The sequence below is a fragment of the Streptomyces sp. col6 genome, from assembly GCF_008042035.1.
GTDB lineage: Bacteria > Actinomycetota > Actinomycetes > Streptomycetales > Streptomycetaceae > Streptomyces.
Genome location: NZ_RDBL01000006.1, coordinates 1053385 through 1066960 on the forward strand (window position 1 = coordinate 1053385; position 13576 = coordinate 1066960).

Annotated in this window: 17 protein-coding genes; 10 read left to right on the top strand and 7 right to left on the bottom strand. The window is 71.4% G+C overall.

Translation table 11 applies throughout. The features are described 5' to 3' along the window. The first annotated feature begins 118 nt into the window (after window positions 1-118). Window positions 119-577: a nickel-type superoxide dismutase maturation protease gene (sodX, locus tag EAO73_RS08900; protein ID WP_147970846.1), complete on the top strand. Its 459-nt coding sequence runs from the start codon at window positions 119-121 to the stop codon at window positions 575-577. Here the strand turns inward: sodX and EAO73_RS08905 are convergent. Next, on the bottom strand, window positions 481-1110 hold the full coding sequence (locus EAO73_RS08905; protein ID WP_147970847.1) for a CGNR zinc finger domain-containing protein: 630 nt from the start codon (window positions 1108-1110) through the stop codon (window positions 481-483). The genes sodX and EAO73_RS08905 overlap by 97 nt on opposite strands. 87 nt (window positions 1111-1197) lie before the next feature. Here EAO73_RS08905 and EAO73_RS08910 point away from each other — a divergent pair, with 87 nt between their 5' ends. The 3 genes from EAO73_RS08910 to EAO73_RS08920 all read left to right on the top strand — a co-directional run bounded on the left by EAO73_RS08910 (window position 1198) and on the right by EAO73_RS08920 (window position 3453). Next, the gene (locus EAO73_RS08910) at window positions 1198-1965 is read left to right on the top strand and encodes a class I SAM-dependent methyltransferase (RefSeq protein ID WP_147970848.1); all 768 of its coding nucleotides are present in this window, start codon (window positions 1198-1200) and stop codon (window positions 1963-1965) included. A gap of 226 nt (window positions 1966-2191) precedes the next feature. Beyond that, complete coding sequence (locus EAO73_RS08915) at window positions 2192-2680, top strand: SigE family RNA polymerase sigma factor (RefSeq protein WP_147970849.1); 489 nt, start codon at window positions 2192-2194, stop codon at window positions 2678-2680. Further along, a complete protein-coding gene (locus EAO73_RS08920; RefSeq protein ID WP_147970850.1) occupies window positions 2677-3453 on the top strand; it encodes a hypothetical protein in 777 nt (258 codons plus the stop codon). Before EAO73_RS08915 ends, EAO73_RS08920 begins: the two co-directional genes overlap by 4 nt. Window positions 3454-3514: 61 nt before the next feature. Here the strand turns inward: EAO73_RS08920 and EAO73_RS08925 are convergent, their stop codons facing one another. From EAO73_RS08925 to EAO73_RS08935, 3 genes are read right to left on the bottom strand one after another with little or no spacing between them, the layout of a single operon-like run. Further along, window positions 3515-4276 carry an amino acid ABC transporter ATP-binding protein gene (locus tag EAO73_RS08925; protein ID WP_147970851.1) on the bottom strand — a complete coding sequence of 254 codons (762 nt, stop codon included), beginning with the start codon at window positions 4274-4276 and terminating at the stop codon, window positions 3515-3517. Continuing rightward, window positions 4273-5226, bottom strand: coding sequence for an amino acid ABC transporter permease (locus EAO73_RS08930; protein WP_147970852.1), 954 nt, complete (start codon window positions 5224-5226; stop codon window positions 4273-4275). The genes EAO73_RS08925 and EAO73_RS08930 overlap by 4 nt, the downstream gene beginning before the upstream one ends. Window positions 5227-5254: 28 nt before the next feature. Beyond that, window positions 5255-6217, bottom strand: a complete 963-nt coding sequence (locus EAO73_RS08935) for an ABC transporter substrate-binding protein (RefSeq protein ID WP_147970853.1) — start codon at window positions 6215-6217, stop codon at window positions 5255-5257. Window positions 6218-6739: 522 nt separating this feature from the next. Between EAO73_RS08935 and EAO73_RS08940 the strand changes: the two genes are divergently transcribed. From EAO73_RS08940 to EAO73_RS08955, 4 genes are all read left to right on the top strand, one after another. After that, window positions 6740-7951, top strand: coding sequence for an NADP-dependent malic enzyme (locus EAO73_RS08940; RefSeq protein WP_147970854.1), 1212 nt, complete (start codon window positions 6740-6742; stop codon window positions 7949-7951). A 228-nt stretch (window positions 7952-8179) separates the two neighbouring features. Further along, complete coding sequence (locus EAO73_RS08945) at window positions 8180-9142, top strand: zinc-binding dehydrogenase (RefSeq protein WP_147970855.1); 963 nt, start codon at window positions 8180-8182, stop codon at window positions 9140-9142. Between the two features lie 56 nt (window positions 9143-9198). Beyond that, window positions 9199-9408 carry a helix-turn-helix domain-containing protein gene (locus EAO73_RS08950; protein ID WP_018102716.1) on the top strand — a complete coding sequence of 70 codons (210 nt, stop codon included), beginning with the start codon at window positions 9199-9201 and terminating at the stop codon, window positions 9406-9408. Then, entirely contained in the window at window positions 9408-9977 is a 570-nt protein-coding gene (locus tag EAO73_RS08955) for a Clp protease N-terminal domain-containing protein (RefSeq protein ID WP_147970856.1), read from the top strand. Before EAO73_RS08950 ends, EAO73_RS08955 begins: the two co-directional genes overlap by 1 nt. Before the next feature lie 33 nt (window positions 9978-10010). Here EAO73_RS08955 and EAO73_RS08960 read toward each other — a convergent pair whose 3' ends face one another. Both EAO73_RS08960 and EAO73_RS08965 read right to left on the bottom strand, forming a co-directional pair. Further along, a complete protein-coding gene (locus EAO73_RS08960) occupies window positions 10011-10991 on the bottom strand; it encodes a PadR family transcriptional regulator (RefSeq protein WP_147970857.1) in 981 nt (326 codons plus the stop codon). 1 nt (window position 10992) lies between these two features. Continuing rightward, a complete protein-coding gene (locus EAO73_RS08965) occupies window positions 10993-11850 on the bottom strand; it encodes a DUF4097 family beta strand repeat-containing protein (RefSeq protein ID WP_147970858.1) in 858 nt (285 codons plus the stop codon). Between the two features lie 165 nt (window positions 11851-12015). Here EAO73_RS08965 and EAO73_RS08970 point away from each other — a divergent pair, with 165 nt between their 5' ends. Further along, entirely contained in the window at window positions 12016-12876 is an 861-nt protein-coding gene (locus EAO73_RS08970) for a hypothetical protein (RefSeq protein ID WP_147970859.1), read from the top strand. Window positions 12877-12888: 12 nt separating this feature from the next. Here EAO73_RS08970 and EAO73_RS08975 read toward each other — a convergent pair whose 3' ends face one another. After that, a complete protein-coding gene (locus tag EAO73_RS08975) occupies window positions 12889-13071 on the bottom strand; it encodes a DUF6104 family protein (protein WP_003961784.1) in 183 nt (60 codons plus the stop codon). Between the two features lie 124 nt (window positions 13072-13195). Between EAO73_RS08975 and EAO73_RS08980 the strand changes: the two genes are divergently transcribed. Next, window positions 13196-13576 (top strand): CU044_2847 family protein (locus tag EAO73_RS08980; protein WP_147971475.1); only part of this gene is annotated, 381 nt, incomplete at its 3' end.

Here is a 13576-nt window from a genome sequence, read left to right on the forward strand (position 1 = left end):
AGCGAGTGCCCCCGGGGGCTTAGGCCAAAAGTCCGGGATGAGTGTGGGACCAGTGGCCGAATGTACGAAACCCTGTGATGGACGGTGTACTGGACGTTCGGGGGAGGCGCGGGACGAGATGAGGGAGGTGCCGGAGGTGCCGGAGCCGGCCGATGAGCGGCCCGTACGGGGGCTGGCGGCGCGGGTGCCGTTCCAGGTGGTGGAGGTGACGGGGCCCTCGATGGTGCCCACGCTCCATCACGGGGACTGGCTGCTCGTGCAGTACGGGGTGCCGGTGCGCCCCGGTGACGTGGTGATTCTGCGCCATCCGTTCCAGCAGGACCTGCTGGTGGTGAAGCGAGCCGTGGAGCGGCGGGCCGGCGGCTGGTGGGTGCTGGGTGACAACAGCTTCGCGGGCGGGGACAGTACGGACTACGGGACGGTGCCCGAGGACCTGGTGCTGGCCAGGGTGCGGGCGCGGTACCGGCCGCTGACGAAGGATCAGCGCTCGGTGCGCGCGGTGCTGGTCTGGGCGTTCTCCGCGCTGCGGCCGGTGTCGGCGGCGCGTTCGGTCTCCAGGCGCTTGCGGGCCCGGTAGGCGGCCACGTTGGCGCGGGTCGCGCAGCGGTCCGAGCAGTAGCGGCGGGAGCGGTTGGTCGAGGTGTCGAGGTAGGCGTTGCGGCACGGCGCGGCCTCGCACAGCCCGAGCCGGTCCACCCCGTACGAGGTGAGGTGGAAGGCCAGGCCCATGGAGGCGATCGCCGCGTAGCCCGCCGTGGCGTTGGACGGGTGGTCCGCGAGGTGCATGTGCCAGTCCGGCTTGCCGTCCGCGTCGCGCACGTCGTGCCCGGAGATCTGCGGGCTGACCGGGAACTCCATCAGCAGCGAGTTGAGCAGGTCGACCGCGAGCCGCTCGTCCCCGTCGGCGGCCGCCTCGAAGACCGCGCGCAACCGGGCCCGTACCGAGCGGAAACGGGTCACGTCCGCGTCGGTCGCGCGCCGGGCCGCCTGGCCGTTCGCGCCGAACAGCTCCCGTACGGCCTCGACCGAGGTCAGGACGTCCTTGTTGCGGGCCGGCTCCTCGGTGTTGACCAGGCGCACGGCGTAGTCCGAGTAATAGGCCAGTTCCACTTGTAGTCCTTACGGTGTCGGTCTAGGGTCGGTGCGTCGAGGTTGTAATGGGCTGTTACGAAGCCAGGGTATTACGCGGAGGTTCGGATGGCGGAGACGAAGGCAGCGGCGGGTACCGACTGGCAGGCCTGGCAGGTGAGCTGGGACCGGCAGCAGGAGTGGTACATGCCCGACCGCGAGGAACGCTTCCGGGTGATGCTCGACATGGTCGAGGCCTTCACGGGCCCCGAACCGCGGGTGCTCGACCTCGCGTGCGGTACGGGAAGTATTACGGACAGGCTGCTGCGACGGTTCCCGAAGGCCACCAGCACCGGTGTCGACCTCGACCCCGCGCTGCTCGCCATCGCGCGCGGCTCCTTCGCCGGCGACGAGCGCGTCTCGTTCGTCACCGCGGATCTCAAGGACCCCGAGTGGACGCGACGGCTGCCCCACGACTCGTACGACGCCGTCCTCACCGCCACCGCCCTGCACTGGCTGCACAGCGAGCCGCTCGCCACGCTCTACGGGCAGATCGGCGGCCTCGTCCGGGAGGGCGGTGTGTTCATGAACGCCGACCACATGATCGATACCTCCACCCCCCGCATCAACGCCGCCGAACGCGCCCACCGGCACGCCGCCATGGACCGGGCGAAGGCCGCCGGCGCCCTGGACTGGGCGCAGTGGTGGGAACGCGCCGCCCAGGACCCCGTGCTCGCCGGGCCCACCGCCGAGCGCTTCGCGATCTACGGCGAACACGCCGACGGCGACATGCCGTCCGTGGCCTGGCACGCGGACACCCTGCGGGCGGCGGGGTTCACCGAGGCGCGTCCCGTCTGGGCCTCGCCCTCGGACAGCCTGGTGCTGGCGGTGAAGTAGAAGTAACAACAGCGGGCCTCCCGGGGCGGTGCGGACTACGGTCCGCACCGCCCCGCCGTCGTTGCCGGGCTGCGGGGGACGAATCCGTACCGCCCCGTCGTCGTCTCCGGGCCGCCGGCGACGCGTTCGCGGATGTTTCCCGTCGACGGTGCAACCCGCCGCCCGGTCCACCGCACTGAAAGGGTGAGACGGTCCGCGCCCGCGGGCCGGGGGGAGGACACCGAGGATGCGGAGCGAGGACCACGACGCGCTGCACGCCTTCGTCGAGAGCAGACGCACCGCCCTGTTCCGCAGCGCGTTCCTGCTCTGCGGCGACCGGCACGAGGCCGAGGACCTGGTCCAGACGACTCTGGTCAAGGTGGTGCTCGGCGGGCGGCGGCACGGGCGGCTCGACAACATCGAGGCGTACGCGCGAAAGACCCTGGTCAACACCTTCATCGCGGCCCGCCGCCGGTTCTGGCGCCGCGAGCAGGCGTACGGGGAACTGCCCGAGCGGGCCGTCGAGGCGGCCGACACGGACACCGGCCTGGCGGTACGGGCGGCACTCGCCCGGCTCACGCCCAGGCAGCGGGCCGTCCTGGTGCTGCGCTACTGGGAGGACCTGAGCGTCGAGGCCACCGCCGCGACGCTCGGGATGCGGGAGAACACGGTCAAGAGCCACACGGCTCGGGGGTTGGCGGCGCTGCGCGCCGAGATGGCGGAGGTGTTGGTATGAACGACGACGTGCGCGAGCTGCTGGGGAGGGCCGCCGAGGACGCCGGAAGGCCGGTCATCAGCACGGAGGCGGTCTACGCGAAGGCCGCACGGGTGCGATGGCGGCGCCGCACCGCGGTATCGGCGGCGGCGGTCTGCACGGTGGCGGCCGGGGCGTTCGTCGTGCCCCAGCTCGCCTCCTCCACTCCGAACGCCCCGCAGACCACGTCCGTGGGATCCCTGGCCGAGAAGCCCGGCGGCACGCCCCGGGACGTGCTGCTGATCGAGCTGCTGCCGACCGACGTCGCGAGGCTCGACGAGGTGTCGTTCGCCGAGATCATCAAGCACGTCTCGCCGCCGCCGGCCGAGCCCTCCCGCACCGGACCGCTGGACGGGCAGTACTCGGTCCGCCGGGACGGGGGCGTCGGCTATCTGACCATCGACGTCAGGGACGCGGAGGCCGTGCGGAAGAAGCTGGGCGGCGCGCCCGCCGAGGACCTGTGCAAGCCGGACAAGGGGTCGCCGGCCCGTACCGAGTGCGTTCGCGAGGAGCTGTCCGGCGGCCGGGTGCTCACCATGTGGAGCGACGACATGAACTACGGCGAGGGCACCCCGCAGTGGGGCCCGGAGCTGGTCGCCCGGCTCACGCTGTCGGACGGGAGCGTGCTCGCCGTACGCGACAGCACCGGCTTCGAGTCCGACGACGCGCCGGGACCGCTCCTGAAGACCCCGCCGCTCACCCGCGCCGAGCTGCGCGAGCTGATGCTGCGCCCGGAGCTGCTGCCGAAGAAGTGACCTGGGGAAGGGAAAGGGCGGTACGGACCGGAGTGGTCCGTACCGCCCTTTTCTCCACGGTCTAGAGCACCTTCGACAGGAACGACTTCGTCCGGTCGTGCCGCGGGTTGGTCAGGACGTCGCGCGGGTGGCCCGACTCGACCACCACGCCGTCGTCCATGAAGACCAGCGCGTCGCCGACCTCGCGGGCGAAGCCCATCTCGTGGGTGACGACGATCATCGTCATCCCGTCCTCGGCGAGGCCCCGCATCACGTCGAGCACGTCGCCGACCAGCTCAGGGTCGAGCGCCGAGGTGGGCTCGTCGAAGAGCATCAGCTTCGGCTCCATGGCCAGCGCACGGGCGATGGCCACCCGCTGCTGCTGCCCGCCGGAGAGCTGTGAGGGGTAGTTCTTCGCCTTGTCGCCGAGGCCGACCCGGTCCAGGAGCCGTTCGGCGCGGGCCCGCGCGACCGCCTTGGACTCGCGCTTGACCTGGACGGGCGCCTCCATGACGTTCTCCAGCGCCGTCATGTGCGGGAACAGGTTGAAGCGCTGGAAGACCATGCCGATGTCCCGGCGCTTCAGGGCGACTTCGCTGTCCTTGAGCTCGTAGAGCTTGTCGCCCTTCTGGCGGTAGCCCACCAGCTCGCCGTCCACGGACAGCCGGCCGGCGCTGATCTGCTCCAGGTGGTTGATGCACCGCAGGAACGTCGACTTGCCGGAACCGGACGGGCCGATCAGACAGAAGACCTCGCGCGGGGCGACCTCCAGGTCGATGCCCTTGAGGATGTGCGCGGCGCCGAAGGACTTGTGGACGCCCTCGGCCTTCACCATCGCGGTCATGCGATGCCTCCCTTCGGGCGGCCCACCGAGAGCACGGTGGCCCTCAGCTTCTGGAACGGGGTCGGCGGCAGGCTCCGGCTGGAGCCACGCGCGTAGTACCGCTCCAGGTAGTACTGCCCGATGCTGAGCACCGAGGTCATGATCAGGTACCAGGCGGCGGCGAGGAAGTACATCTCCACCGGTGACCCGGACTGGCTCCCGATGTCCTGGGCGTTCTTGAAGAGTTCGTAGAACTGCACGGCCGCCACCAGCGAGGTCGTCTTCAGCATGTTGATGACCTCGTTGCCCGTGGGCGGCACGATCACCCGCATGGCCTGCGGGATCACGACGCGCCGGAGGGTCTTGGCGTGGCTCATGCCCAGGGCGTGCGACGCCTCCGTCTGGCCCTCGTCGACCGAGAGCAGACCGGCGCGGCAGATCTCCGCCATGTACGCGGCCTCGTTGAGGCCGAGGCCGAGCAGCGCCGTCAGCAGCGGCGTCATGAAGCTCGACCAGTAGTCCTTGTAGATCGGCCCGAGGTTGATGTACTCGAAGACCAGACCCAGGTTGAACCACACGAACAACTGGACCAGGACCGGGGTGCCCCGGAAGAACCAGATGTAGAACCACGCGATCGACGAGGTCACCGGGTTCCTCGACAGGCGCATGACGGCGAGCAGGATGCCGCCGACCACGCCGATCAGCATCGACAGGGCGGTCAGCAGCAGGGTCTGGCCCACGCCGTCGATGATGCGGTGGTCGAAGAAGTAGTCCGGGATCGCGCCCCAGTTGATCTTGCCCTGGCTGAAGGCGTAGATGAGCGAGGCGAGTGCGGCGATGGCGACGAGCGCCGATACGTAGCGGCCGTAGTGCCGGACCGGAATGGCCCTGATGGCCTCCGGCGGCGGTCCCGCGGCTGTGGGGGGTGCGGGCGGCTCGTCGACCGGTCCCGTCTTCTTGATGTCAGTCACGGCTGATGCCTTTCAGCGCCGGATCCGGTCAGGACCCGCCGTTCACCTTGGCCTCGGTGACCGCGCCGGCCTCGACGCCCCACTTGGCGATGATCTTCTCGTACTCGCCGCTCTTGATGATCGCGTCCATGGCCGCCTTGAGGGCCTGGGTGAGCTTGTCGTTGCCCTTCGCGACGGCGATGCCGTACGGGGCCGCTTCGACCTGGTCGCCGACGATCTGGAAGTCCTTGCCGCCGCCCGAGGTCTTCACCGCGTACGCGGCGACCGGGAAGTCGGAGGAGCCGGCGTCGGCGCCGCCCGAACGGATCCGGGTCTGGGCCTCCAGGTCGGTGTCGTACGGCTCGATGGCGATCTTCTTGCCGCCCGCGCACTTCTTGGACTCGTCCTTGGCCAGGTCGTGCGAGACGGTGTTGCGCTGGACGGCGATCTTCTTGCCGCAGAGGTCGGACCAGGTCTTGATGCCCTTGTCGTCGCCCTTCCGGGTGTAGATCGAGACACCGGCGGTGAAGTAGTCGACGAAGTCGACGCCCTCGCCGACCTTCTTCTTCGTCTCCGGGTCGATGCCCTCCTGGCGCTCCTTGCTGTCGGTCATCGCCGACATCGCCACGTCGTAGCGCTTGGCGCGGAGGCCGGTGACCAGGGTGTCGAACGTGCCGTTCTCGAACTGGAACTCCACGCCCAGCTCCTTGCCGAGCGCGTCGGCGAGGTCGGGGTCGATTCCCACGGTCTTGCCGGACTTGTCCTTGAACTCGACCGGCGGGTAGGCGATGTCGGAGCCGACCTTGATGACGCCCTTGGACTTGATCTCCGGGGGGAGCAGGTCGGCGGGGGAGGACGTTCCGGTGCTGGTCTTCGCGGTCGCCGAGGCGCCGTCGTTGTTCTTCGTCTGGTCGCCACAGGCGGTCAGCAGCATGGTGCCGGCGACCGCGATGGCGCCGACCGCGGCGATGCGGGTCTTCGCGGCCGTACGACGGGTGGAGCGTGCGGTCATGATCGGGTTCCTCCGGCAGGTCAGGGTGGTCGCCAGGGCGGTAATGAAACACGGCGTCGGGTGTCGCCGCCTTGTGTGATTACGGCATGTTGCCATGCGGATTAGCCCGAACAGGGGGCCCCGCATGTCAAAATCGGGTAACGGGCGATCCCCGAACCTCTTGAGGCCGGTACACCAGGGCCGGACCTTTTATGGGGTTTCCCTCCCGCGGCCGGAGGATCTGCGGCGCGTCTCGCGTGGCGGACTCAGGCCCGGCACAAGGCTGACCTGTTCAAATAGGCGACTATGAGTCATGTCACGGAGTCGATATGGGCTCGTCCGTGGCCAGGTCCGTCCGGTAAGAAAGACCTTTACACCCCTCATCCGGGGCTCAGGGCGCGTGTGCGGCGCGCCCGCGCGTACGTACCTCCCCCTGCCGGGGCGGCCAACCGCCAGGCGCAGGGCACGTACGCGGTGCCCGCCCACCCCTCCTCAACCAGGAGTGGCCACCCTCAAACGATGAAGACTTAAGGGGTCAACACCATGGCAGCGGAGATCGTCAATCCTCGCAGCGACAGCAGTACCGACAGCACCACCGACGAGCCGTTCGATCCGGCCTTCGCGCTCCACCGGGGCGGGAAGATGGCCGTGCAGGCCACCGTCCCGATCCGGGACAAGGACGACCTGTCCCTCGCGTACACGCCGGGCGTGGCGAAGGTGTGCAGCGCGATCGCGGAGCAGCCCGAGCTCGTCCACGACTACACCTGGAAGTCCCAGGTCGTCGCCGTCGTCACGGACGGCACGGCGGTGCTCGGCCTCGGGGACATCGGTCCCGAGGCGTCCCTCCCGGTGATGGAGGGCAAGGCGATCCTGTTCAAGCAGTTCGGCGGCGTGGACGCGGTGCCGATCGCGCTCGCGACCACCGACGCGGACGAGATCGTCGACACCGTCGTCCGGCTCGCCCCCTCCTTCGGAGGGGTGAACCTGGAGGACATCTCGGCGCCGCGCTGCTTCGAGATCGAGCGCAAGCTCCAGGAGAGGCTGGACATTCCGGTCTTCCACGACGACCAGCACGGCACGGCCGTCGTCACGCTGGCCGCCCTGCGCAACGCGGCCAAGCTGTCCGGGCGCAGCCTGGGCGATCTGCGCGCCGTCATCTCGGGTGCGGGCGCGGCCGGTGTGGCCATCGCCAAGTTCCTGCTGGAGGCGGGGCTGGGCGACGTGGCCGTCGCGGACCGCAAGGGCATCGTCAGCCGGGACCGCGAGGACCTGACCGACGTCAAGCGCGAGCTGGCCGAACTCACCAACAAGGCGGGCATCTCGGGCTCCCTGGACGTCGCGTTGGCCGGCGCGGACGTCTTCATCGGTGTCTCCGGCGGTACGGTCCCGGAGGCGGCGGTGGCCTCGATGGCTCCCGGTGCGTTCGTCTTCGCGATGGCCAACCCGAACCCCGAGGTCCACCCCGACATCGCGCACAAGTACGCGTCCGTCGTGGCGACGGGGCGGTCGGACTACCCGAACCAGATCAACAACGTGCTGGCGTTCCCCGGGATCTTCGCCGGGGCGCTCCAGGTGCGGGCGTCCCGGATCACGGAGGGCATGAAGATCGCCGCCGCGAACGCGCTGGCCGACGTGGTCGGCGACGAGCTGGCCGCGGACTACGTGATCCCGTCGCCGTTCGACGAGCGGGTCGCCCCGGCGGTCACGGCCGCGGTGGCCGCGGCGGCGCGGGCGGAGGGTGTGGCCCGCCGCTGAGGCGTTGCGGGGGCGCTGCCCCCGTACCCCCTCTCCTCAATCGCCGGAGGGACTTGATTTTCGCTCCTGTCGCCGCGAGCCTGCGGCGGCGGGGGCGATGTCATGCCCGCGCTTCCAGCCTCGCCGGCGTTTGAGGCGCGGGGCCCGGGGCGGAGCCACGAAACCAGCGGTGCGCGTCACAGTCGCAGGCGGTTACGTGTCGGTACGGTGACGCCTATCGTCGGCGGCATGTTCGCCGCCTACGCAGCCAGCCTCGACCCCGCCCACCCCCTCAACGGCCTGGAACTGGGCGACCGCCCAGCCCCGCAGGCCCGCCCCGGGTGGACCACCGTGAACGTCCGGGCCGCCTCCCTCAACCACCACGACCTCTGGTCCCTGCGCGGCGTCGGCCTCGCGGCGGACAAGCTGCCGATGATCCTCGGCTGCGACGCCGCCGGCGTCGACCAGGACGGCAACGAGGTCGTCCTGCACTCCGTCATCGGCCAGACCGGCCACGGGGTCGGCCCGGACGAACCCCGCTCGATCCTCACCGAGCGCTACCAGGGCACCTTCGCCGAACAGGTCACCGTCCCCACCTACAACGTGCTGCCCAAGCCCAGGGAGCTGAGCTTCGAGCAGGCCGCCTGCCTGCCCACCGCCTGGCTCACCGCGTACCGCATGCTCTTCACCAACGCCGGGGTGCGCCCCGGGGACTCCGTGCTCGTCCAGGGGGCCGGCGGCGGGGTCGCGACCGCCGCGATCGTGCTCGGCCGGGCCGCCGGGCTGCGGGTCTACGCCACCAGCCGCGACGAGGCCAAGCGCAAGCGGGCCGTCGAGCTGGGCGCCGTCGAGGCGTTCGAGGCGGGCGCCCGGCTGCCCCACCGGGTGGACGCCGTCATCGAGACGGTCGGCGCCGCCACCTGGTCGCATTCCGTCAAGTCGCTGCGCCCCGGCGGCACCCTGGTCATCTCCGGCGCCACCAGCGGCGACCGGCCCTCGCACGCCGAGCTGACCCGGATCTTCTTCCTGGAGCTGAAGGTCGTCGGTTCGACCATGGGCTCCAAGGACGAGCTGGAGGACCTTCTCGCCTTCTGCGCCACCACCGGTGTGCGCCCCGTCATCGACGAGGTGCTGCCGCTGGACCGCGCCCGGGAGGGCTTCGAACGCCTTGCCGCGGGCGACCAGTTCGGGAAGATCGTGCTGACGGTCTGACGGCCTGGATGTCAACAATGGTTGACACAGTCATGATGTCAACGTAAGTTGACATCATGACCGAAGCAACGGATCTCGCCGAGCGGGCGGGCGACCGCGACCCCCGGGTGGGGCTGCGGTCGGTCGCCGCGCTGCGGCGGCTGCTGGAGCAGCTGGAAGCCGTACAAGTCAGAAGCGCCCGCGCCAAGGGCTGGTCGTGGCAGGAGATCGCGGCCGAACTGGGCGTCAGCCGGCAGGCCGTGCACAAGAAGTACGGGAGGCATTGATGTTCGAGCGATTCACCAAGGACGCCCGTGCCGCGGTGCGGGGCGCCGTGGAGCATGCCGAGCGGACCGGGGCCGGCACGGTCACCGAGGAACATCTGCTGCTCGCCCTGCTGGACCAGGACAGCGGCCGGGCCTCGTTCGCGATCACCGCGCTGGGCCTCGCCGACCGCAGGGACTCGCTGGCCGCCGCGCTTGCAGAGGCCCGCAGGCGCGGCGGCATGAGCAAGGCGGACGCCGAGGCGCTCGCGGACATCGGCATCGACCTCGCCGAGGTCGTCTCCCGCATCGAGGAGGCGCACGGCGAAGGGGCCCTGCGGGGCGACCGCGGCGGCCGGCGGCGGTGGTCCGGCGGCCGGCCGTTCGCGCGGGAGGCGAAGAAGGTCCTGGAGAAGTCGCTGCGTGTCGCGCTCGGCCGGGGCGACCGGTTCATCGGCGGGGAACACCTGCTGCTGGCCCTCACCGTGATGCCCGGCCCGGTCGCCGACGTCCTCGCGGACCACGGCGTGACGTACGCGTCGGCCGAGCGCGCGCTGTACGGCGACGCGGACGGCCACCGCAGGGCGGGCTGACCGCACGGGGGCCGGCCGGGCCGGCCCCGCTCCCTACTTCTCCCCGTCGCCCCGCAGCACCGCGCCCACCTGGGCCGCCGCCGCCGACAAGTGGCGGCGGGCGTCCGCGAGCTGGGCCTCCGTCACCCCGTGGTCCCGGGCCGCGTCGCGGATCTCGTCGCGGAAGCGGTCGAGCAGCCGGTCCAGATCGCGGGCCGGGTCGCCGGTGCCGCCCGTGTCCTTGCCCCAGTCGGGGTCGGTGTCCGCCGCGCCCGGCCTGCCGTGCGGCGCCCAGCTCCCCGTACGGGCGAAGCCGCCCAGCTGGCCGGTGATCTCGGCCAGGCCCTCACGGACCCCGGCCGGCCAGTCGCCCCGGGCGAAGTGCTCCTGGACCTGGCGTGCGGCGTTCTGCATCTGCTCGCGCGCCCGGTCCTGGGCCTCCTTGGCCTGGCGGCGGGCCTGCTGGGCGTCCTGGCGGGCGCGCCGGGACTCGTCCTTCGCGCGGCGGGCCTGCTCCTTCCACTCCTGCTTGGCCTTGCGCAGCTCGTCCTTCGCTGTGCGCCAGGCCTCCTTGTCGCCGAAGTCGCCCAGGTCGCCGAAGCCGCCGAAGGGCGACTCCTTGGCCCCGGACCCCGACCCGGACGTGTGGCGCGACTCGTCGGCCGCCGCCCGCATCTCGCTGCGCAGCTTGCCCGCCGCCCCGCGCACGTCGTCGCGCATCTCGGCGGCCAGCTCGGAGACGGACTCCCGGATCTCCAGCTCCAGGTCCGCGAGTTCACCGGTGCGGTCGGCCAGTTCGGCGCGGCCGGCCTCGGTGATCGAGTAGACCTTGCGGCCGCCCTCGGTGGCGTGCGTGACCAGGCCCTCGGCCTCCAGCTTGGCCAGCCGGGGGTAGACCGTGCCGGCCGAGGGGGCGTACAGGCCCTGGAAGCGCTCCTCCAGCAGCCGGATCACTTCGTAACCGTGCCGGGGTGCCTCGTCGAGCAGCTTCAGGAGGTACAGCCGCAGGCGGCCGTGGGCGAATACGGGGGGCATGTCAGAGCACCTTTCCGGTCGGCTCGGCGTCGTACGGTTCCTCCTCGGCCGGCGGGCGGCGCAGGAGGGCGATCGACCCGGAGACGGTCGTCGCCTTCAGGGTGCCGGTGCCGGAGCCCAGCGTGCCGGTGATCTTCTTCGCGCCCCACTGACCGCTGACCCGCAGGTCCTCGAAGCCGTTGGAGACGGAGCCGCTCGCGGTGTTCGCCTCCACGCGCGCGTCGGCGGGGTGCGGCAGCCGGATGGCGATCTCGCCGGAGACCGTGGCCAGTCGGATGTCGGTGGGCTGCCCGGCCGCGTCCACGTCGAGCACCATGCCGCCGCTGACGGACTCGGCCTTCACGGAGGTGCCCGCTCCCTCGACGACCGTGAGATCGCCGGAGACCGACTTGAAGTGCAGGTCGCCCGTGACGGACTGGGCCTCCACACCGCCGGAGACGGTCTCCGCGCCGACCGGCCCGGAGAGGTTGACGAGCGTGGTGTCGCCGCTGACGCCGCGCACCTCCGTACGCCCCCGGACCCCGGAGACGAAGGCGCCGGCGCCGACCACGCCGACCTCCACCGTCGAGCCGGCGGGGACCGCGAGCGAGACCACCGCGTGGCGGCGCCATTCCTTGCGGTCGAACCACTTCAGCAGGTTCTGCCAGGCCAGGTCCTCGTACGCCACGGTCAGGACGCCGTCCTCCTGCGTCACGGTCAGCGGCGGGCCGTCGATCTCGGAGACCTCCAGGCGCGCGGTCGGTTCGTCGGTGCCGACCACGTTGACGGTGCCGTTGACGACGCGCACCTTCAGCGCGGTCACCGGCTCGTCGAAGGTCAGCTTCCGAGGCTCGGCGACGGACCATGTCGAGACAGGCATGGGTCTGACCTCCCGGACAGTAGGGGCGACGCAACATATCGCGTCTCTTGAGCAACACGATATATCGCGGATCCGGGAAGTCAAGAAAAGGCGGAAGGGTCTTGGTGGTGACTGAATGTGCACAAAGCACCCCAGAAACGGGCAAGGTGTCCTACCGTGTCACCCATGGACGCGACCTCCCCCGTGGGTGCCCTGCTGCTGTGCCGGACCGTGCCGGACGCCGTGCGCCCGGTCGCGCAACTGCTCCGCGAGCCGCTGCTGCTCGCGCCTGCCGGACAGGGCTGGAGCGTTCTGCTGCCCGAGGGCGAGCCCTGGCAGGGCGGCCGCAGGGCACGGTCGGGTGAAGGGGAGCGGGCCGAGCCCGTCGACCGGGTGCTGGGCGGCTGGGCCACCGCGCTGGCGGTCGGCTCCACCTGGCCGGTGCTCGCGCTGTGGTGGGACGGCGACCGGGCCGGCTACACCCTCGCCTCGGGATTCCGCCGCCCGGTGGGCTACGTCTGGCTCGCGGACGGGACCCCGGCCGGCGAGGACGAGGCGATGCGTACGTTCGCCGAGCGGCTCGGGCTCGACCCCGTCCTGGACGTGCAGTCGCTCGAAGCGCTCACCCGCCCCGACCCGGACGCCGACGCCCGCGCCAGGCTGCGCGGGCTGCTCGCCGTGCTCACCCGCACCGGCCTCGCGCTGCCGGCCGGACTCGACCCGGGCGAGCGGGGCACCCGGCCGGTGCCGGGCAGCGAGGCGTGGGAGGGCGCCGAGCGCGTCGAGTGGCCCGGCTGGCGCGACGCGGTCAGGGTCGATCTGGGCGCGGTGGACAACAGCCGCATCGGACCCTGGGTGCGCGGCCCCCGCGCACGGGCGCTCGCGGGCGTCCAGCTCGCGGCCGGGCTGCCGCTCGCCCTGTGGGGAGCGGCCCGGCGCAGCGGCGGCTGGGCCTTCGCCGGGGTGCTGCTGATGGCGCACGGGGCGCTGGGTCTCGCGTACGACCGCATCCGCGAGGGCGGCCCCGGCGGGGGAGGAACGGACTGACCGGCGGGAGGGCTACTCGTCCTCGTCCTCGTCGTCCAGCCGGGCCAGCCAGGTCGCGAGGCGCTCGACCGGCACCTCGAAGTCGGGGTTCAGGTCGACGAACGTACGAAGCTGCTCGGCGAGCCACTCGAAGGTGACCTCTTCCTCGCCTCGCCGCTTCTCCAGCTCCTCGATACCGCGGTCGGTGAAGTACATGGCTCAAGTCTAGAGCGGCCCTCCGGCAGGCTTGGCCCGCCCGGCGCCCCGTCCTCGTCGATCTCCCCCTCATCCGCCGACTACGGCCGTTAATCTGCGGGTAGTTGGCGAACGGGGGGTTGTCATGAGCGACAGTGGGTCCCGTATTACGCGCATTGAGCTGCCGGACGGCACACCGGTCTGGGCCAGGATCTCCGGGGCCGAGGAGCTGACCGGGCCGGCGCCCGGTGGCGGCCCGACCTACACGGACACCGGGTTCGGGGACATCTCGGACCAGGTGCAGGCCCGGGTCGAGAGCCTGCACTCCGTGGTGACCGGGGTGGCGCGCTCGCTCGCCGTGCCGCTGCGCGCGGTGCGGCCGGACGAGGTGAGCGTCGAGTTCGGCATCGAGCTGACCGCCAAGTCCGGCAAGATCGTCGGGCTGCTCGCGGACGGCGAGGCCAAGGGCGCCATCACCGTCACGCTCACCTGGAACGGCGGCGGGCCCCCGGTCGACGCGCCCCCG